Raw genomic sequence first — 19362 nt, 5'->3', positions numbered from 1 at the left:
TATCTATTTTTATGAAATACTCTATATCTCAGCAACATTCTTGCCTGATAGTGCCTTTTGAATACTGGAGTTCATGCGTTTTTGCGCAAACGCATCGGTTGCTTTTGCAGCATGATCAACCGCTTTCCGGACCACAGAACTATCGGTCTCTTCCAACAAAATCTTTTGCAGCTTCGCCATCTCTTGATCAATAGCCGCCTGCTCCTCTAGAGTCAGCAAATGGCGATCACTGTCTAAAGCTGTTTGCACAGCATCCAATAAACGTTGGGCGCTTACTTGCTCCTCACGCAATGACCGCGCCAACAGATCTTCTTTAGCGGAGGCAAATCCATCTTGTAGCATGCGCGTGATTTCAGCATCCGTTAAACCATACGAAGGCTTGATATCGATGAAAGCTTGGACTCCAGAACCTTGCTCAGTAGCGCTGACCGATAGCACCCCATCAGTGTCAACCTGAAAAGTCACTCGAATGCGAGCGGCACCTGCCACCATCGGTGGAATACCGCGCAACTCAAAACGACCAAGAGATCGGCAGTTCTGCACTAACTCACGCTCACCCTGGACAACTTGTATTGCTAGCGCAGTTTGCCCATCCTTAAAGGTTGTGAAATCCTGCGCTCTAGCAACTGGAATCGGCGTATTACGTGGAATGATTTTTTCAACCAATCCGCCCATGGTTTCAATACCGAGGGAGAGTGGAATGACATCGAGTAATAACCACTCATCATCTTTACCTTGATTACCTGCCAACAAATCCGCTTGCATTGCTGCACCAAGAGCCACCACTTGATCTGGATTTAAATTATTTAAGGGTTGGGTTCCAAACAATTCGCCAACAGCACGTTGCACGTTTGGCATCCGTGTCGATCCGCCAACCATGACTACACCTTTTACCTCTTCAGCCTTAAGGCCAGCATCTCGCAATGCTTTTTTACAGGCTATAAGGGTTTTATTTACCAAGTTCTGAGTAATCTCAAAAAACTGGGCCTGACTAATACCAACATTAACGACCGTACCATCCGAAAGGGTCTCATGCACACGCGCTAAGGGGTTGTGACTGAGCAACTCTTTGGCATGTTTACACGCTTGAAGCAAGGTACGCTGATCATGAATCGATAGCGGTGGTAATTTAGCCTGCTCAATTACCCAACAGTAGAGACGATGATCAAAGTCATCGCCGCCTAAAGCAGAATCACCGCCAGTGGAAAAAACTTCAAATACCCCCCTACTCATCCGCAGGATTGAGATATCAAACGTGCCACCACCTAAGTCATATACCGCATAGATTCCTTCGGAGGCATTATCTAAACCGTAAGCAATTGCTGCAGCGGTTGGCTCATTTAGCAGGCGTAATACTTCAATTCCAGCCAGCTTTGCTGCATCTTTGGTTGCTTGACGTTGTGCATCATCAAAATACGCTGGTACCGTAATCACAGCGCCCACAATCTCATCATTCACCGAATCTTCAGCCAGTTGACGCAAGCGCGCCAAAATTTCGGCCGACACTTCGACTGGACTTTTATCGCCTACAACGGTTCGTAGTTTGAGCATGCCAGGTTGATCAACGAAATCGTATGGTGCGTTCTCAATGTGCTCCACATCTGTAAGCCCGCGACCCATAAAGCGCTTTACGGAAACAATCGTATTCTTAGGATCACTCACCACATGTTCTAGCGCCTCAAACCCTGCTTGAGTGTGGCCATTTGGCAAATACCGCACCACTGATGGCAGCAATTCGCGTCCTTGCTCGTCTGCAAGCACTTTTGGTAATGCATCTTGAATAATCGCTACTAAAGAATTCGTTGTTCCCAAATCGATTCCCACCGCAATGCGACGCTGATGGGGCGCAAGCGACTTACCGGGTTCAGAAATTTGTAGGAGTGCCATGGAACGATAGTGTACGGGTAGACTAGATTAAGGCTGCAATAGCATCATCAAGCTCAGCAGCAAACTTATCAATAAATAAGAGGCCACGCAAAAGCTCAGCGGCACGCTGATAGTTTTTAGCGCCGTCTATAGCCTGGACAATTTCCATCAATGTATCTTCTTTGGATTGCTCTACTTCAGACATCAATTCTTCTAAGGCCGGCAAATCTTCTGCTTGCTCATCCAGGCTTTCGCGCCATTCCATCTGCTTCATGAGAAAGACGGCCGGCATGGCAGTATTGGTTTCCAGGGTGGCATCTACACCATGCAATTGGCAGAGATATAAACCTCGTTGAATAGGATTCTTCAGTGTTTGGTGCGCGGTATTGGCTAATGTAGCCATTTGCATTGCTATCCGTTGCTCCGACTTGCTGCCGCGTGCATGGCGATCAGGATGCACTTCTTTTTGGATGGTTAGGTATGCCTGATCAAGCGCAGGCAAATCGATTTTGAATTGCTGGTTTAGGCCAAAGAAGCGAAAGTAATCGTCAGACGCGGAAGGATTCGCCACAACCACACTCGTCTTTTACGTTGGGATTTTGAAACTTAAATCCTTCGTTCAAACCCTCACGCACGAAATCCAATTCTGTTCCATCTAAGTAAGCCAAGCTCTTTGGATCAACAAATACTTTTACGCCATTTGACTCAAATACCTGGTCTTCAACAGCAGGTTCATCCACATACTCGAGCTGATACGCTAAGCCTGAACAACCCGTAGTGCGCACGCCTAAACGTAGGCCGCAACCTTTACCGCGCTTCTCAAGATTGCGAGTAACGTGTTTTGCTGCTTTTTCAGTTAAGGTAATTGCCATGATGATTCAGTTATTGCTTATTTGGTTGGATATTTTTCTTTATAGTCAGCAACCGCAGCCTTGATTGCATCTTCCGCCAAAATCGAGCAGTGAATTTTCACAGGTGGCAATGCTAACTCTTCAGCAATTAAAGAGTTCTTAATTTCTAATGCTTGATCCAAGGTCTTACCCTTGACCCATTCAGTAACCAATGAAGATGAGGCAATTGCAGAGCCACAACCATACGTTTTGAACTTGGCATCCTCAATCACGCCTTGATCGTTCACACGAATCTGTAGCTTCATCACGTCACCACATGCCGGCGCCCCAACCATGCCGGTACCAACGCTGGTGTCACTCTTTTCAAAAGAGCCAACGTTGCGGGGATTTTCATAATGGTCAATGACTTTTTCGCTGTATGCCATGGTATTTCCTCGTTAACTTTTCAATATATCTTTTAGTGTGCAGCCCATTGAATCGTGCTTAAGTCGATTCCATCTTTGTACATTTCCCACAGTGGAGAAAGTTCGCGTAATTTCGCAATCTTGTCTTTAACTAACTGAATGGTGAAGTCCACCTCTTCTTGAGTTGTAAAGCGACCCAAGGTAAAGCGAATGGAGCTGTGTGCCAATTCATCGTTACGACCGAGCACGCGCAAAACGTACGAAGGCTCTAGGGAGGCAGAGGTGCAAGCAGAACCGGATGAGATCGCTAAATCTTTGAGCGCCATCATCATGGATTCGCCTTCAACATAGTTAAAACTGATATTGAGGTTGTGCGGCACACGACTATCCATGTCACCGTTCACATACACCTCTTCAATATCTTTTAAACCATCAAGCAAGCGGTCGCGCAACGCACGAATACGCTTACTCTCTTCGGCCATCTCGAGACGCGCAATGCGGAATGCTTCACCCATACCCACAATTTGGTGAACCGCCAAGGTGCCAGAACGCATACCGCGCTCATGGCCGCCACCATGGATCTGGGCCTCAATACGAATACGGGGCTTACGGCGCACAAATAAGGCGCCAATGCCTTTAGGACCATAGGTCTTGTGCGCTGAAAAGCTCATCAAGTCCACTTTAATTTTTTCTAAATCGATTTCTACTTTGCCAGTAGCTTGCGCTGCGTCAACATGAAAGATAACGCCACGTGAGCGGCAGAGTTTACCGATACGTGGAATGTCTTGCACAACGCCGATTTCGTTGTTGACATACATTACCGAAGCCAAAATGGTGCCAGGCTTCATTGCGGTTTCCAATTGCACGAAGTCAATCAAGCCATTGGGCAACACATCTAAATACGTCACCTCAAAACCTTCTCGCTCAAGTTCGCGACAAGTATCCAAGGTCGCCTTGTGCTCAGTCTTCACCGTAATAATGTGATTGCCACGATCCTTATAGAAATGGGCTGCACCCTTTAGAGCTAAGTTGATGCTCTCAGTCGCTCCGCTCGTAAATATAATTTCTCTTGGATCAGCATGAACTAGTAGAGCCACTTCTGAACGCGCCCACTCAACAGCCTCTTCTGCAGCCCAACCATAGGCATGGCTACGGGATGCCGCATTGCCAAATTGCTCACGCAAATACGGCAACATCTTGTCAACCACACGCGGATCAATCGGTGTAGTTGCTGAATAATCCATGTACACTGGAAAGTGTTTTGGACTAAACATTGGAACCGGTTGTTGAGGCAGTATTCTTGGTGCGTTCATATTGTGTTTCAAATAATGTAAGAGTTAGCTTTGTCGCGCCAAATTAAATACGGAGTTCACCAGCGGCACTTTGGTTACAGGCCCCTTTTCGCAGCAACAGCTGGAGTAAGTTTTTCCGCTTTTGCGCTTTCTACTTTGACTTTTTTCTGGCGCATATCCTGAATCACTACGCCACGCCCCTCTTGCTGCTGAACCAAATCTTTCAGAGTCACCGAGCTGAGATACTCAACCATTTTTAAATTGAGATTGCTCCACAGATCGTGTGTCATACAACAGCCATGACTATCTTCCTCTGATTGACAGTTTCCTTTTCCGCCACACTGAGTGGCATCCAATGGCTCATCGACAGCCACAACAATGTCGGCAACACTTACCTCATTGGATGGGCGAGCGAGCGTATACCCGCCACCAGGGCCACGCGTACTGTCCACGATGTTGAATCGACGTAATTTGCCGAATAACTGTTCGAGGTAAGAGAGTGAAATTTTTTGTCGCTGACTAATTCCGACAAGCGTTACAGGCCCGTGCGCCTCGCGCAGAGCCAAATCAATCATCGCGGTTACTGCAAAACGACCTTTAGTAGTAAGTCTCATATGTCACCTTGACAATGGATTGTTATGGACAGCCAATGGACGGGTCGGTAATACCCAACCATTACGCTCAACTTTACCATAAGACCCAGCAAACTGCTCGGGAATTATCCCAAAAATCCCCCTTGAAAGCGAGGAATTAAAGCATCGGGTCCCGAGAGCGAGCCCCAAACGCCATTTCTTTGATCTTGGTGAGCCTATCTCGCGTATTAGCAGCCTTTTCAAATTCCAAATTTTTGGTTTCAGCGTTCATTTGTTTTTCTAAGCGCTTGATTTCATTAGATAAATCTTTCTCGCTCATATCCTCATAGCGAGCACGCTCCTGCTCTACCTGCATCTCTTGATGTTTCTCTTTGACGTCATAAACGCCATCAATAATGTCTTTAATGCGTTTCTGCACGCCCTTAGGCTTTATCCCGTGCAGCGTATTGAAGGCTATCTGCTTGGCACGACGACGCTCAGTCTCCCCCATCGCGCGGCGCATGGAATCCGTTATTTTGTCGGCATACAGAATAGCTTTGCCACGGACATTTCGGGCCGCTCGCCCGATGGTCTGAATTAAGGATCGTTCAGAACGCAAAAAGCCTTCTTTATCGGCATCCAAAATCGCCACTAGGGATACTTCAGGAATATCCAATCCCTCGCGCAACAGATTGATGCCCACCAACACATCAAATACACCGAGCCGCAAATCGCGCAAAATTTCGACGCGCTCGACCGTATCAATATCAGAGTGCACGTAACGTACTTTGACACCATTGTCCGATAAAAAATCGGTTAACTGCTCTGCCATCCACTTGGTAAGTACAGTCACTAATACGCGCTCACCAACCTTTACGCGTTCATGAATTTGACTAAGCAGATCATCCACTTGGGTGCTTGCTGGCAAAACTTCAATTTCCGGATCAACCAATCCAGTTGGTCTTGCTACTTGCTCAACAACTTGTCCTTGATGTGCATTCTCATATTCCGCTGGTGTTGCAGACACAAAAATAGTTTGGCGCATTTTGGTTTCAAACTCGACAAACTTGAGAGGTCGATTGTCCATTGCTGAAGGCAAGCGAAAACCAAACTCCACCAGGGTATGTTTGCGCGATTTATCGCCGTTGTACATCGCGTTCAACTGGCCAATCAAGACGTGGCTCTCATCCAAAAACATCAGCGCATCATTCGGCAAATAATCCACCAAGGTCGGGGGAGCTTCACCCGGTGCGGCACCAGAGAGATGGCGTGAGTAGTTCTCAATGCCCTTACAGAAGCCGAGCTCATTAAGCATTTCCAAATCAAATCGGGTGCGCTGTTCCAGCCGTTGCGCCTCTACCAGCTTGCCATCTTTAACAAACTCATCTAACCGAATGCGCAACTCTTCTTTAATCGTTTCAATGGCTTTGAGCACTGTCTCGCGAGGGGTCACATAGTGCGAACTTGGATAGACCGTAAAGTGAGGAATCTTTTGCCGAATTTTTCCCGTTAGCGGATCAAAGAACTGCAAACTTTCTACTTCGTCATCAAATAATTCAACCCGCACAGCCAGTTCATTATGTTTTGCTGGGAAAATATCAATCGTGTCACCACGCACTCGAAACACGCCACGCTTGAAATCCATTTCATTGCGTTCATATTGCATCGCGACGAGTCTTGCCAAAATTTCACGCTGACTCATCTTGTCGCCAGGTCGCAATGTCATCACCATGCTGTGATAGTCACCGGGATTTCCAATACCGTAAATTGCAGATACCGTAGCAACAATGATGACGTCGCGACGCTCTAACAAACTCTTCGTGGCAGACAAACGCATTTGCTCAATATGCTCGTTGATCGAAGAGTCTTTTTCGATAAACAGGTCGCGCTGAGGAACATAGGCCTCCGGTTGGTAATAGTCGTAGTAGCTTACGAAGTATTCCACCGCGTTTTTAGGGAAAAATTCCCGAAATTCGCTATAGAGCTGAGCCGCCAAGGTCTTGTTCGGGGCAAAAACGATGGCTGGACGCCCTGTTCTAGCGATGACGTTGGCCATTGTGAAGGTCTTACCTGAGCCAGTTACCCCGAGGAGAGTCTGAAAGGTCAACCCATCCTCAACCCCCTCTACCAGACCCCCGATCGCCGCTGGCTGGTCTCCGGCTGGAGGGAAAGGTTGATAGAGCTGATAAGGTGACCCAGGAAAGCTAACAAACTTGGTTGGATCCAGATCATGCCCTACCTCGCCCAACGGGTCTGCAGCAGGGTTTTTCTGCGCTTCCTGGACTTCCATTTTGGGGCTATTTTTGGGTGACTTAGGGGGCATCTCGGCTATCATTTCATCTATGAGATTTATTCACAGCGAATTTAGTACAAACATTGATTTTGCCGTTTTTATTTAGAAATAGTTGATTCTGACTTCAAAAACAGACAATTAAGCCCAATTTAACGTCAATTACCCGAAAAACCGACTTTAATTCACCATTTAACCACTACGTTTAGATCACATGACCCTGTTTGCATCCGTCCAGCTCGCCCCTAAAGATCCCATTTTTGGCCTCACCGAAACATACGTTGCTGATCAGCGTCCTGACAAAGTGAATTTAGGTGTTGGCGTCTACTACACAGACGAAGGCAAAGTGCCCCTCTTGCAAGCCGTTATCAAAGCTGAAGAAGCGATTGTGGCGAAACACTCTCCACGTAGCTATATTCCGATTGAAGGCCCAAACCCTTACAACAGCGCAGTACAAAATTTATTGTTCGGTGCCGATTCTGCGCTGATCAAAGATGGTCGCGTAGTCACTGCTGAATGCTTAGGCGGCACTGGCGCATTGCGTGTTGGCGCAGACTTTATTAAGCGTCTGAACTTGGGTGCACCTTGCGCTATTAGCAACCCTACCTGGGAAAACCATCGCGGCATTTTTGAATCTGCGGGGTTTGACGTCGTTGAGTACACCTACTTTGACGGCAAAACACGCGGTGTCGATTTCGATGGCATGGTGAAGTCTTTAGAGTCTTTCCCTAAAAACACAACGGTGTTATTGCATGCTTGCTGTCACAACCCGACTGGCGCAGATATCACGGAAGCACAGTGGCGCCAAGTGATCGATATCTGCAAGAACAAAGGCTTAATTCCTTTCTTAGATATGGCCTATCAAGGCTTTGCAGCCGGGATTAAGCAAGATGGCATTGCTGTTCGCCTCTTCGCGGAATCTGGCATGTCATTCTTTGTATCCAGCTCCTTTTCCAAATCATTCTCACTCTATGGTGAGCGTGTTGGCGCACTATCAATCGTGACTCAAAGCAAAGACGAATCCACGCGCGTACTTTCTCAATTGAAGCGTGTTATTCGTACAAACTATTCCAACCCACCAACTCATGGCGCTGCTATTGCTGCCGCTGTTTTAAATTCACCTGAACTTCGTCAGCTTTGGAAAGATGAATTAGCACAGATGCGTGACCGTATTAAAGCAATGCGTCATGGCTTAGTGGAAAAATTAGCCGCTGCTGGGGTTCAGCAAGATTTTGCTTTTATTGAAAAGCAGCACGGTATGTTTTCTTACTCAGGCTTAACTGCCGAGCAAGTGGATCGCTTACAGAAAGAAGATGGCATTTATGCCCTCTTCACTGGACGCATTTGTGTGGCTGCGCTCAATACCAAAAATATTGATAAAGTAGCCAAAGCAATCGCCCGCGTACTTGCCTAAAGGCTAGTTAGCGGTTATATCGATTTACAGGAGGTATCATGCTTTATCAGTTACACGAATTCCAAAAAGCCTTACTTCAGCCCATCAGCTCTTGGGCGCGCGCTGCCTCTGAGGCTTTCGTTAATGCCTCAAACCCAGCTTCTAAGGTACCTGGATCGGAGCGTTTAGCTGCCAGCTATGAACTTCTGTATCGCTTAGGCAAGAACTATAAAAAACCCGAGTTTGGCATTCGTTCGGTAATGGCTCATGGCCATGAAGTTGCGATTCATGAAATTACGAAGGTCACTAAACCATTCTGTAAATTAATTCGCTTTAAGCGTTTCTCAGATGATGCAGAAACCATCAAGAAACTCAAAGAGGATCCATCTGTATTGATCGTGGCACCGTTATCTGGCCACCGCGCAACTCTCTTGCGCGATACCGTACGCACCCTTTTGCAAGATCACAAGGTCTACATCACCGACTGGATTGATGCACGCAACGTTCCCGTGAGCGAAGGTGAGTTTGGTCTAGACGACTATGTTCATTATGTTCAAGAATTCATCCGCTTTATCGGCGCAGAAAACTTACATGTGATCTCAGTATATCAGCCGACAGTTCCAACCTTGGGCGCCATTTCTCTCATAGCCTCCGCAGGCGAAGCAACCCCTGCTTCCATGATCATGATGGGTGGTCCAATCGATGCACGCAAGCCCCCAACCGCTGTGAATAACTTAGCGGAACAAAAGTCACATGATTGGTTTGAGAGCCACGTGATTTATAAGGTTCCCCCAACCTATCCTGGCGCTGGACGTCGTGTCTATCCTGGTTTCTTGCAACACACTGGCTTTATCGCCATGAACCCACAGAACCATTTGCAATCCCATTGGGATTACTTTGCGAATTTGGTTCGCGGCGATGAAGAGGATGCTGAGGCGCATATCCGCTTCTATGATGAATACAACGCTGGATTGGACTTAGATGCCAAGTTCTACCTGGATACGATCAAAACGGTATTCCAAGAATATGCATTACCAAACGGCACCTGGGAAGTGGCTGGCGAGTTGGTCAAACCCCAAGACATTAAAACGACCGCTCTCCTCACGGTTGAGGGCGAGTTAGACGATATTTCTGGAAGCGGTCAAACACGTTCTGCTCATGGCTTATGTGCTGGCATCCCAAAAGAGCGCAAGGATCATTACGAAGTTGCGGGTGCTGGTCACTATGGCATCTTCTCTGGTCGCCGTTGGCGCGATAAGGTGTATCCAAAAATCAAAACTTTCATTCGTGAACAACAAGCAACAAAGAGACATTCGTAATTCAAATCTCGCGCGCGATACAAAACAGGGGGCTGATCAGCCCCCGCTTTACTAGAACTCCTCAGTAATGACTTCTAAACCGGTGAACGAACTCGCCAATCTCTTAGAGGATCTTTTACCTCAAACCCAATGCACAAAGTGCGGCTATCCTGACTGCAGAGGCTATGCAAAAGCCATGGCATCTGGACAAGTCCCTCCAAATCGCTGCCCTCCAGGCGGTATTGAAGGTATCAAAAGACTAAGTCATATCCTAACCCCGATCTATCCTCAAGACGCATTTGAGAAGCATCCAACCATCGATCCAGAATGCGGCATTGAGAGACCCAGGCCAGTAGCGTTTATCGATCCACAAAGATGCATCGGCTGTACGTTGTGCATTCAAGCCTGTCCCGTAGATGCGATTGTTGGTGCCTCCAAACAAATGCATGTCGTGCTGACGGAATGGTGCACTGGGTGTAATCTGTGCATCCTCCCTTGCCCTGTAGACTGCATCAGCATGATCGATGTCACGGGCACTAAAACCGGCTGGAATGCCTGGTCGCAAGACTTAGCAGACATTGCTCGCCAGCGCTACCATCAACGTGAAGCACGCCTTGACCGTGAGCAACGGGATAATGATGAACGCTTAGCGAAAAAAGCAGCTGACAAACTCGCAGCAGTTAATGCGGAACAGCCATTGAGTGCAGAAGAAGAAAAAGAGCGCAAACGTGCGATCATTGCAGCCGCGATTGCGAGAGCACAACAAAAATCATGATGAATCCTGAAAAGCGTCGTGCTTTTTTTGAGCAGCTCAAAGCCAATAACCCCAAACCCACTACCGAACTCGAATACAACACACCCTTTGAGCTCTTAATTGCCGTGCTGCTATCGGCTCAAGCTACCGATGTATCTGTGAATAAAGGCACCCGCAAGCTTTTTAAAGTCGCTAATACTCCCCAAGCACTATTGAACTTAGGTGAAGAGGGTGTGCGCCCTTTTATTCAACACATTGGCCTTTTTAACTCGAAAGGCAAGCATATTCAGGAAACCTGTCGCCTCTTAATAGAAAAACATGGTGGCGAAGTTCCACAAACGCGCGAAGAGCTCGAAGCACTTCCAGGCGTTGGTAGAAAAACAACGAATGTCATTCTCAATACAGCATTTGGGCAACCCACCATTGCGGTAGATACACACATCTTTCGGGTTTCTAATCGAACCGGCCTAGCTCCTGGAAAAGATGTGTTGGCAGCAGAGAAACAATTGCTAAAACGCGTACCAAAAGAATACCTAATAGATGCGCACCACTGGTTAATTCTGCATGGGCGATACACTTGTAAGGCACGCAATCCAGATTGCGCACAATGCATCGTAGAGCCATTCTGCGGGTTTAAGCAAAAGACTAGCAAAGGAAATGTTCCTGGCGATATTTAATCCAACCCGTGAAGAGGTTCGCCGCTTTTTCTGCGACACCTGGAAAAAGAAAACCGATCAGCAAATTCTGGATCCCATGCAAACCCTGGCAAGCGATTGGATGGAGCAACATCCCGAATACCATGCTCTCTTAGCCGACCCTGAGGGCGCACTTGAGCAGGATTACGCTCCTGAGCGCGGGGAAACGAACCCGTTCTTGCATCTCTCAATGCATTTGTCTATTAGCGAACAAATTTCGATCGACCAACCGCCAGGCATTAAGGCGATCGCAGAATCACTTTCTAAGAAACTGGGGTCGATGCACGAAGCACAACACCAAATGATGGAGTGCCTAGGTCAAGTGATGTGGGAAGCGCAGCGCGAGGGTAAACCGCTCAGCCCCGAGAACTACCTCGAAGCCCTAAAGCGCTTGATTTAATACATTTGCGAGATTTCTTCGCGGATAGCAGCAGGCAGTTTCTGGGCCAATTTGATTCGACTCTCTAGAATGGATTTAGTAGTTTCTTGAGTTCTTGTTGACCACGCCAATCCTGGAAAAAATGCATCGTCTTTAAACCTTGGAATGACGTGCCAATGAATATGCGGCACCATATTTCCTAGTGCTGCAAGATTGACTTTGTCAGGCTGCATTACATCGCGCATCACCTCCTCAACCGCAAACACTAAAGACATGATGTGTTCGCGCTCACCGCAGGTAAGATCGGACATCTCCGGGACGTGCCGATTCCAAATTACGCGACAGAATCCCGGAAAGTCTGGGTCATTAACCATAATGATGCGGCAATCATCACCACGCCAAATCAGCTCTCCCTCCTGGGGCTTGAGTGTGTCGGTGCAAAGTATGCAATTTGCCATGGAAAGAATGTAAACGAAAACGGCATCTAAGTCACCCTTGTGGGGTAATTTAGATGCCGTGGCAGTAAGGATGTTACTGCTACTACAAGACTACTTAGGGATTCCTAATGGAACTGCTCTTCTTCAGTAGAACCAGTCAATGCGGTAACGGATGACTTACCACCCTGAATAACGGTGGTGACATCATCAAAGTAACCAGTACCCACTTCTTGCTGGTGTGAAACGAAGGTGTAACCACGATCACGTGCAGCAAATTCTGGCTCTTGAACTTTCTCAACATACGCAGTCATGTCACGCTTAGAATAGTCTTGCGCCAAGTCGTACATGTTGTACCACATAGAGTGAATACCAGCGAGAGTAATGAACTGATACTTGTAGCCCATTGCACCCAATTCACGTTGGAACTTCGCAATCGTTGCATCGTCCAAGTTTTTCTTCCAGTTAAAAGATGGTGAACAGTTGTATGCCAACATCTTGCCTGGGAATTTCGCACGAATTGCTTCTGCAAATTGACGCGCAAATTCCAAATCAGGAGTGCCAGTTTCACACCAAACCATATCGGCGTATTCAGCGTAAGCCAAACCACGAGAAATTCTTGATCCAAACCTTTACGTGTATTGTAGAAGCCTTCTGCAGTCAAGAATGGCTTATCGTTTTCATCGTAATCGGATGTCAACAAATCCGCTGTTTCAGCATCGGTACGCGCCAAGATGATGGTTGGAACACCCATGACGTCAGCTGCCAAACGGGCAGCAATCAATTTCTGCACTGATTCTGTTGTTGGCAACAATACCTTGCCACCCAAGTGACCACACTTCTTCACAGATGACAATTGGTCTTCAAAGTGAACGCCTGCAGCGCCATGCTTAGCCAATGTGTGCTCAATCTTCAATGAGCCACGAAGACATACAATGTCCTCTGCTGTGTAACCGCGCTTGATACCTTTCCAGCATGGATTTGTGTCCCAGTCCTTCTGAATTGCTGCAATTTCAGCTTTGCGATCTGCCATGTTATTTCTCCCTAAGTTAAACAAATACTTCAAAATTGGACGACGTTTTAGACCATTTAAGTCTTATGTCTTATATAAGAGTTTATAGGCTTATCAAAACTCAGAAAGGGGAATATCAGATTTTTTGAAAATTATTTAACCGAATAAATTCAGTTACTTAGAAACAAATTCTTATTTTGTGAAATATTGATTCATTTCACAAAATCTACTCTTCGGCTAAGTGGGGCCCCGCATTTTACGCAGTGTAATGATGTTTCATATTATGAAATCTATCAAAGAGATTACTTAGCCTTTGGGGCAATATCCGATGAGACCTTGAATACGGTCGGGATGATCATCAATTGGAATAGGACGATACCAATAAATAGTGCCTTAGGTAAGCCTGCATCCATGAATAAGCCAAAGATAAATGGGCCTACAGCAGCACCTAAATCAATACCTGAGTACACAATGCCGTAAACACGACCAGCCACACCTTGTGGCGTCGCCTTTTTTACCAACAAATCACGAGACGGTGCCACCACACCATATCCAAAACCAAGTGCAAAGAAAATAATCGGAATGAGATCGGACGCGATAAATCCAGTAGCCAGCGCAATGCACAGGAGCACTGTAATAGATAAGCATGTGGAAACAATTTTTTCTGGCGCCTGCAATTTTGCCGCCAGAAATCCACCAAATAAAACGCCACCTGCGCTACCTAATGCCAATAACGTAATGTAATAGCTACCAATACTTAACGGCACTAGGTAAATGGTAAATAGCGCACTCGGCGCAAAGGATTGCAAACTCGAGGTCGGTACCATACTAAAAAAGAAGAACACCCAACACAACCAAACAGCCGGCAACCTCAAAAAGGCAAAGGCGCTCGCTGGAGATGCCCCTGGATTGGCTGCTTGAACACTAGCATGGCTGTCGGCATGACGTTCGTGAAGTTATCCAGCAATTGGCTTTTATTAACCCAAAGAATGAGCAGAATGATTACCTCCAATAAGGCGGCAGATAAAAAAGCTGTGCGCCAATCCGACAATTGGGTAATACAACCATAAATGCTGGTGCAGCAGCCCAACCCAAATATCCGGTTACTCCATGCATGGAGTAAGCATATGGTAAGTTGGGTTGCGACACCTTATGGTTAATCAATGTGTAATCCACTGGATGAAAAATCCCATTGCCGCATCCCGCAATCACCGCACCAACAATCAACATCCAATATCCCGTACTTTGCGAATACGTTAATGCCGCTAATGCCAGCAAACTTACCCCCGCAAATAAGACTGGTCTGGCACCGATACGATCCACCAGAAAACCGGAAGCCGCCTGAATAATGCACGAGGTCACAAAGAAAATAGACATGAGCAAACCGAGCTCGGCATAACTCAATGCAAAGGCATCCTTCAACCATGGAAACATGGGAGGAGGCACTAAATGAAAGAAATGGGAGCTGCCGTGCGCTAGGCTAATGAGACCAATAAGCGGACATCACTGCCACGCCTACCGAGCGCAACAGTCATGTACCGAGTGTACTGGTGCAGGAATATTCCTGCAAAGCATTAAATGAGTACGTTCAGACTTAGTGAACCTGGCGAGTAAAGCTAAATTCGCCATTCTTATCCACATCTACAGGTACTACATCTTTGGGTCCAAATTTTCCCTCCAGAATCATCTTGGAAACTGGGTTTTCAATATGCTGTTGAATTGCACGTTTGAGCGGTCTTGCGCCAAAGATCGGATCAAATCCCACTTCAGCCAATTTACTCAAAGCGGCATCACTCACTTCCAACTGCATATCAACCCTAGCTAGGCGTTCAGAGAGATTTTTCAGTAGGATCTTTGCGATGTTGGCGATGCTATCTTTACCTAATCTATGGAACACGACGATTTCATCGATACGGTTTAAGAATTCAGGGCGGAAATGATTCTTCAACTCTTCAAAGACCGCTTCCTTGATCTCCGCTTGCTTCTTATCGGCCATTGATTGAATCAAATGCGAGCCAATATTGCTAGTCATCACAATCACAGTGTTCTTAAAGTCTACCGTACGACCTTGACCATCCGTCAGACGACCATCATCCAACACTTGCAGGAGGACGTTAAAGACATCGGAGTGGGCTTTTTCGATTTCATCAAACAAGATGACGCTATATGGGTGGCGACGGACCTGCTCAGTTAGGTAACCACCTTCTTCGTAACCTACATAACCTGGAGGCGCACCAATCAAACGCGCAACACTATGTTTCTCCATGAACTCACTCATATCGATGCGAATCAAATGATCCTCGCTATCAAAAAGGAATCCAGCCAAAGCTTTGCACAACTCAGTCTTACCAACACCAGTTGGCCCCAAGAACAAGAATGATCCATAAGGACGATTCTCTTCAGCCAAACCAGCACGGGAACGACGGATCGCATCCGAAACTGCACGAATCGCTTCGTCTTGCCCCACTACACGCTTATGCAACAACTCTTCCATCTTCAGCAACTTGTCGCGCTCGCCCTGCATCATCTTCGATACCGGAATCCCCGTTGCACGAGAGACCACTTCTGCAATCTCTTCGGCACCAACTTGTGTTCGTAATAGCTTGTTCTTAACGACACCATCTTTGTCGCCTTTAGCTTCCGCCGCTGTTGCAGACTTTAATTTCGCCTCGAGCTCTGGAAGCTTGCCGTACTGCAACTCAGCCACTTTCTCGAGCTTGCCTTCACGCTGGAGCTTAGCAATTTCTGCGCGAACTTTTTCGATTTCCTCTTTGAGGTGAGCAGCACCCAAAACAGCGCCCTTCTCGGCCTTCCAGATCTCCTCCAAATCAGCGTACTCAGCTCCCAAGCGCTTAATCTCTTCCTCAATCAGTGCCAAGCGCTTTTGAGAAGCCTCATCTTTTTCTTTTTTAACAGCCTCACGCTCGATCTTGAGCTGAATCAAGCGGCGATCAAGCTTATCCATGACCTCTGGCTTGGAATCAATTTCCATGCGGATGCGCGAACCTGCCTCATCGATCAAGTCGATAGCCTTATCTGGTAAGAAACGATCAGTAATGTAACGGTGCGATAACTCTGCAGCTGCAACGATCGCTGGATCGGTAATTTCAATACCGTGGTGAAGCTCGTAACGCTCTTGCAAACCACGCAAAATGGCAATGGTTGCCTCTACGCTGGGCTCTTCCACCATCACCTTTTGGAAACGACGCTCGAGTGCAGGCTCTTTTTCGATATATTTGCGGTGCTCATCTAGAGTGGTTGCGCCGATGCAATGCAACTCACCACGTGCCAAGGCAGGCTTGAGCATGTTGCCAGCATCCATCGCGCCATCACTCTTACCTGCACCCACCATTGTGTGAATCTCATCGATAAAGATGATGGTTTGACCTTCATCTTTAGCAACGTCGCTGAGAACCGCCTTGAGACGCTCCTCAAATTCACCGCGGTATTTGGCGCCAGCTAATAACAAAGCCATATCTAGTACCAATACACGCTTGTCCTTAAGCGTCTCGGGCACTTCACCGTTGACAATCCGTTGAGCCAAGCCTTCCACAATCGCAGTCTTACCAACACCAGGCTCACCGATGAGTACTGGATTGTTTTTTCCACGACGCTGCAATATCTGAATAGTGCGACGAATTTCGTCATCACGCCCAATCACTGGATCAAGCTTACCCATGCGCGCACGCTCAGTTAAGTCGACTGTGTATTTTTTTAAGGCCTCGCGTTGACCTTCAGCATCTGCACTATTCACCAATTCTCCTCCGCGCACTAAATCAATAGCCGCTTCTAACGATTTCCGATTTAAACCATTCTCACGCGCAACTTTACCAAGTTCACCCTTGTCATCAGCTACCACCAATAGAAATAGTTCGCCAGCGATAAATTGGTCATTGCGTTTATTGGCCTCTTTTTCACATAAATTTAACCAATTACTTAGGTCGCGACCAACTTGTACTTCGCCGCTAGTGCCCTGCACCTCTGGTAGGTTTGCAATAATTTTTTCGACACCCTTTTCCAAGCCAGGCACATTCACGCCAGCACGCGTCAAAAGACTCTTGGAGCCACCGTCCGAATCACGCAACATGGCCAGTAACACATGGGCTGGCTCGATATATTGGTTATCTTTTGCTAAAGCAATGCTCTGAGCTTCACTCAAAGCCTGCTGAAATTTAGTTGTTAATTTATCGATTCTCATTTTTGTATGCCTCAATACTGTCTTTATTTATGCCTATAGAATATAGGGGCAATATTGCCAATTTCAAGGCTTTTAAAGCCTTTTTTAAACCGAATTTGATCTATTTTTGAGCTGGCTTGTTTATCTTCTCGAGTGCTCCGATGGCGGCTACTATGCTGGCATTACAAACCGTCTGGAACATCGACTGGAAGCCCACAACTCTGGAGAAGGAGCACGCTACACACGCTCACGCAGGCCAGTCACTCTTCTAGCCACTCAAGAGCACCCCAATCGCTCAGAAGCTTCGAAGGCGGAAGCGAAGTTAAAGGGTCTGCCCAGAGATCAAAAACTGGCATTTTTCAGCCTTCGTTAATCTACATAAAAAAATCACCCCGAAGGGTGATTTGTTCAGTATTAAAAAGCATCCTTTAAACGCTCTAGCGCAAAAATTTCTCGTAAATGAAGCATTTGGGAGGCTGCGCAGCTCTTTCATTGTCTTCACGCCTTAGCATCGATATCAACCTGCGGCGTCATTCCCAAATGTTTTTGAGTCAAGCCACGCAGTGGACTTTGCTGAGCACTTTCTGCAATCGCTCGATGAAAAAGCCCTCTAGCTGAATCTGAGACCATTAACCAGGTAACACTGCGTCCCCCAGCAGACTCACCAAAAATAGTGACGTTATTGGGATCCCCTCCAAACGCTGCGATATTCTTTTTAACCCATTTCAAAACAGCAATTTGGTCCATCGTGCCGTAATTACCAACAGGCTCACCTCTAGCTTTTGCTTCCTTAATTAACTCCTTGCTCGCAAAGAACCTCAGGGAACCCAGGCGGTAATCAAAGGTGATAACAATAACGCCATTTTTAATCAGATTAATTGGGGTAAATTGCGCATCTCGTGCACCATCTACCAACATACCACCCCCATGAATCCAAACCATCACTGGCAGATTCTTAGCGTTTTGCGTGGGCGTAAATACATTTAAATGCAGGCAGTTTTCATTGCCGGGTGCACGAAGACCAGTACTTAAGTTCTTCACATACGGCTGGGGACAAACATCACCAAACTGACTGGTATCGCGAGTACCCTCCCAGGATTTGGCAGGCTGAGGCGGACGCCAACGCAATTCACCAAGCGGAGGAGCGGCATGGGGAATGCCTTTAAATGCCTTCATATTGTGTTCAACGGTACCCTGCAAAATGCCAGTATCAATTTGCACGATAGGGCGCTCCGTATTTGCATAAACACTGAGGGTGGTTAAACAAAGCAGTAATGCCAATATTTTCTTCATAGAAGCCCTCATCATGGATTGCAGTTATACAAAATGGTGGTTATTTTTTTCAACGCTCTAGCGCGGCATCATCGGATACTCTGGCATCAACCCAACGTGCCCCTGTCGGGGTATCTTCTTTTTTCCAGAATGGGGCCGCTGTTTTTAGGTAGTCCATGATGAACTCGCAAGCAGCAAATGCCTCCCCTCGATGCGCACTGGTGACTACAACTAGAACGATCTGATCTTCAGGCAATAAGGGGCCAACGCGGTGAATGACGAGCGTGTTATAGATATCCCAGCGAGTTTTAGCTTGGGCGATAATCTCCTCCAGAGCTTTTTCTGTCATGCCAGGGTAATGCTCTAGGGTCATCCCCTTCACTTGGCTGCCATCATTGATGTCGCGTACCGTACCTAAAAAAGAGACTACGGCACTGACCCTTGGATCGCCCTGACGTAATGCAGCAATCTCTGCACTAATATCAAAATCATTTTCTTGAATTCGGATTGGCATATTAGCCGCCCGTAACTGGTGGAAAAAAGGCTACTTCAGCCCCATCCGGGGTTGGCACCACCATGATGACCTCAGCAACCGTCTTAACCGTCGCAGGTACATTGATTGTTTCCTGCGAAGTGCCAAACGCTTCACGCAAGGATGCAAAGAATCGTAGTT

General features: G+C 46.9%; 18 protein-coding genes and 3 pseudogenes. 6 read left to right on the top strand and 15 right to left on the bottom strand.

Translation table 11 applies throughout. The features are described 5' to 3' along the window. Nucleotides 1-21: 21 nt before the first annotated feature. The 7 genes and pseudogenes from hscA to uvrB form a co-directional block, all read right to left on the bottom strand. On the bottom strand, nucleotides 22-1887 hold the full coding sequence (hscA, locus tag BQ1619_RS02120; protein WP_114661995.1) for a Fe-S protein assembly chaperone HscA: 1866 nt from the start codon (nucleotides 1885-1887) through the stop codon (nucleotides 22-24). A gap of 22 nt (nucleotides 1888-1909) precedes the next feature. Next, nucleotides 1910-2437 (bottom strand): Fe-S protein assembly co-chaperone HscB, encoded by a 528-nt coding sequence (gene hscB, locus BQ1619_RS02115; RefSeq protein WP_114663472.1) that lies wholly within the window; start codon nucleotides 2435-2437, stop codon nucleotides 1910-1912. Further along, nucleotides 2415-2738 carry an iron-sulfur cluster assembly protein IscA gene (gene iscA / locus BQ1619_RS02110; RefSeq protein ID WP_114661994.1) on the bottom strand — a complete coding sequence of 108 codons (324 nt, stop codon included), beginning with the start codon at nucleotides 2736-2738 and terminating at the stop codon, nucleotides 2415-2417. Before iscA ends, hscB begins: the two co-directional genes overlap by 23 nt. A 17-nt stretch (nucleotides 2739-2755) precedes the next feature. Continuing rightward, a complete protein-coding gene (gene iscU, locus BQ1619_RS02105; protein ID WP_114661992.1) occupies nucleotides 2756-3142 on the bottom strand; it encodes a Fe-S cluster assembly scaffold IscU in 387 nt (128 codons plus the stop codon). 32 nt (nucleotides 3143-3174) lie between these two features. Further along, a complete protein-coding gene (locus tag BQ1619_RS02100) occupies nucleotides 3175-4434 on the bottom strand; it encodes an IscS subfamily cysteine desulfurase (protein ID WP_114661990.1) in 1260 nt (419 codons plus the stop codon). Nucleotides 4435-4458: 24 nt separating this feature from the next. Continuing rightward, nucleotides 4459-5027, bottom strand: a pseudogene (locus tag BQ1619_RS02095) (Fe-S cluster assembly transcription factor). Nucleotides 5028-5163: 136 nt separating this feature from the next. After that, the gene (gene uvrB, locus BQ1619_RS02090; RefSeq protein ID WP_231968623.1) at nucleotides 5164-7275 is read right to left on the bottom strand and encodes an excinuclease ABC subunit UvrB; all 2112 of its coding nucleotides are present in this window, start codon (nucleotides 7273-7275) and stop codon (nucleotides 5164-5166) included. A gap of 214 nt (nucleotides 7276-7489) precedes the next feature. Between uvrB and BQ1619_RS02085 the strand changes: the two genes are divergently transcribed. The 5 genes from BQ1619_RS02085 to BQ1619_RS02065 all read left to right on the top strand — a co-directional run bounded on the left by BQ1619_RS02085 (nucleotide 7490) and on the right by BQ1619_RS02065 (nucleotide 11815). Then, nucleotides 7490-8689, top strand: a complete 1200-nt coding sequence (locus BQ1619_RS02085; RefSeq protein WP_114661986.1) for an amino acid aminotransferase — start codon at nucleotides 7490-7492, stop codon at nucleotides 8687-8689. Between the two features lie 38 nt (nucleotides 8690-8727). Next, nucleotides 8728-9987 (top strand): polyhydroxyalkanoate depolymerase, encoded by a 1260-nt coding sequence (locus tag BQ1619_RS02080; protein WP_114661984.1) that lies wholly within the window; start codon nucleotides 8728-8730, stop codon nucleotides 9985-9987. Nucleotides 9988-10054: 67 nt separating this feature from the next. Further along, a complete protein-coding gene (gene rsxB, locus BQ1619_RS02075; protein WP_114661983.1) occupies nucleotides 10055-10741 on the top strand; it encodes an electron transport complex subunit RsxB in 687 nt (228 codons plus the stop codon). Next, complete coding sequence (gene nth, locus BQ1619_RS02070; protein WP_114661982.1) at nucleotides 10741-11397, top strand: endonuclease III; 657 nt, start codon at nucleotides 10741-10743, stop codon at nucleotides 11395-11397. Before rsxB ends, nth begins: the two co-directional genes overlap by 1 nt. Then, on the top strand, nucleotides 11378-11815 hold the full coding sequence (locus tag BQ1619_RS02065) for a DUF1841 family protein (RefSeq protein WP_174222087.1): 438 nt from the start codon (nucleotides 11378-11380) through the stop codon (nucleotides 11813-11815). Before nth ends, BQ1619_RS02065 begins: the two co-directional genes overlap by 20 nt. Here BQ1619_RS02065 and BQ1619_RS02060 read toward each other — a convergent pair. From BQ1619_RS02060 to clpB, 5 genes and pseudogenes are all read right to left on the bottom strand, one after another. Further along, nucleotides 11812-12252, bottom strand: a complete 441-nt coding sequence (locus BQ1619_RS02060) for an HIT family protein (protein ID WP_114661981.1) — start codon at nucleotides 12250-12252, stop codon at nucleotides 11812-11814. The two genes, BQ1619_RS02065 and BQ1619_RS02060, sit on opposite strands and share 4 nt — an antisense overlap. Before the next feature lie 104 nt (nucleotides 12253-12356). Further along, nucleotides 12357-13117 (bottom strand): annotated as a pseudogene (aceA, locus tag BQ1619_RS02055) (isocitrate lyase); the annotation flags it as partial. A 425-nt stretch (nucleotides 13118-13542) separates the two neighbouring features. Next, a pseudogene (locus tag BQ1619_RS08930) lies at nucleotides 13543-14148 on the bottom strand (MFS transporter); the annotation flags it as partial. A 94-nt stretch (nucleotides 14149-14242) separates the two neighbouring features. After that, nucleotides 14243-14674: an MFS transporter gene (locus BQ1619_RS08925; protein ID WP_197711822.1), complete on the bottom strand. Its 432-nt coding sequence runs from the start codon at nucleotides 14672-14674 to the stop codon at nucleotides 14243-14245. Between the two features lie 160 nt (nucleotides 14675-14834). Next, nucleotides 14835-17438, bottom strand: coding sequence for an ATP-dependent chaperone ClpB (gene clpB / locus BQ1619_RS02045; RefSeq protein WP_114661980.1), 2604 nt, complete (start codon nucleotides 17436-17438; stop codon nucleotides 14835-14837). A 106-nt stretch (nucleotides 17439-17544) separates the two neighbouring features. On the opposite strand from clpB, the gene BQ1619_RS02040 reads away from it, so the two are divergent. Further along, complete coding sequence (locus BQ1619_RS02040) at nucleotides 17545-17790, top strand: GIY-YIG nuclease family protein (RefSeq protein ID WP_114661979.1); 246 nt, start codon at nucleotides 17545-17547, stop codon at nucleotides 17788-17790. Nucleotides 17791-17915: 125 nt separating this feature from the next. Here BQ1619_RS02040 and BQ1619_RS02035 read toward each other — a convergent pair whose 3' ends face one another. From BQ1619_RS02035 to BQ1619_RS08585, 3 genes are read right to left on the bottom strand one after another with little or no spacing between them, the layout of a single operon-like run. Next, on the bottom strand, nucleotides 17916-18710 hold the full coding sequence (locus BQ1619_RS02035) for a carboxylesterase family protein (RefSeq protein WP_162784578.1): 795 nt from the start codon (nucleotides 18708-18710) through the stop codon (nucleotides 17916-17918). 49 nt (nucleotides 18711-18759) lie between these two features. Beyond that, nucleotides 18760-19203, bottom strand: a complete 444-nt coding sequence (moaE, locus tag BQ1619_RS02030) for a molybdopterin synthase catalytic subunit MoaE (RefSeq protein WP_114661977.1) — start codon at nucleotides 19201-19203, stop codon at nucleotides 18760-18762. Nucleotide 19204: 1 nt separating this feature from the next. After that, a complete protein-coding gene (locus BQ1619_RS08585) occupies nucleotides 19205-19342 on the bottom strand; it encodes a MoaD/ThiS family protein (protein ID WP_162784577.1) in 138 nt (45 codons plus the stop codon). Nucleotides 19343-19362 lie beyond the last annotated feature (20 nt).

This window comes from Polynucleobacter necessarius, from assembly GCF_900095195.1.
Taxonomy (GTDB): domain Bacteria; phylum Pseudomonadota; class Gammaproteobacteria; order Burkholderiales; family Burkholderiaceae; genus Polynucleobacter; species Polynucleobacter necessarius_G.
Note: the sequence above shows the minus strand (reverse complement) of the source record. Positions and strands in the feature narration are given on the sequence as shown.

Bases quoted from the DNA above. Each gene is read 5' to 3' on its own strand.
- nth (WP_114661982.1), top strand. From the start codon at position 10,741: ATGAATCCTGAAAAGCGTCGTGCTTTTTTTGAGCAGCTCAAAGCCAAT.
- hscA (WP_114661995.1), bottom strand. From the start codon at position 1,887: ATGGCACTCCTACAAATTTCTGAACCCGGTAAGTCGCTTGCGCCCCAT.
- BQ1619_RS02035 (WP_162784578.1), bottom strand. From the start codon at position 18,710: ATGAAGAAAATATTGGCATTACTGCTTTGTTTAACCACCCTCAGTGTT.
- BQ1619_RS02085 (WP_114661986.1), top strand. From the start codon at position 7,490: ATGACCCTGTTTGCATCCGTCCAGCTCGCCCCTAAAGATCCCATTTTT.
- BQ1619_RS02080 (WP_114661984.1), top strand. From the start codon at position 8,728: ATGCTTTATCAGTTACACGAATTCCAAAAAGCCTTACTTCAGCCCATC.
- rsxB (WP_114661983.1), top strand. From the start codon at position 10,055: ATGACTTCTAAACCGGTGAACGAACTCGCCAATCTCTTAGAGGATCTT.
- moaE (WP_114661977.1), bottom strand. From the start codon at position 19,203: ATGCCAATCCGAATTCAAGAAAATGATTTTGATATTAGTGCAGAGATT.
- uvrB (WP_231968623.1), bottom strand. From the start codon at position 7,275: ATGGAAGTCCAGGAAGCGCAGAAAAACCCTGCTGCAGACCCGTTGGGC.
- iscA (WP_114661994.1), bottom strand. From the start codon at position 2,738: ATGGCAATTACCTTAACTGAAAAAGCAGCAAAACACGTTACTCGCAAT.
- clpB (WP_114661980.1), bottom strand. From the start codon at position 17,438: ATGAGAATCGATAAATTAACAACTAAATTTCAGCAGGCTTTGAGTGAA.
- BQ1619_RS02100 (WP_114661990.1), bottom strand. From the start codon at position 4,434: ATGAACGCACCAAGAATACTGCCTCAACAACCGGTTCCAATGTTTAGT.
- BQ1619_RS02065 (WP_174222087.1), top strand. From the start codon at position 11,378: ATGTTCCTGGCGATATTTAATCCAACCCGTGAAGAGGTTCGCCGCTTT.
- BQ1619_RS02060 (WP_114661981.1), bottom strand. From the start codon at position 12,252: ATGGCAAATTGCATACTTTGCACCGACACACTCAAGCCCCAGGAGGGA.
- BQ1619_RS08925 (WP_197711822.1), bottom strand. From the start codon at position 14,674: ATGTTTCCATGGTTGAAGGATGCCTTTGCATTGAGTTATGCCGAGCTC.
- iscU (WP_114661992.1), bottom strand. From the start codon at position 3,142: ATGGCATACAGCGAAAAAGTCATTGACCATTATGAAAATCCCCGCAAC.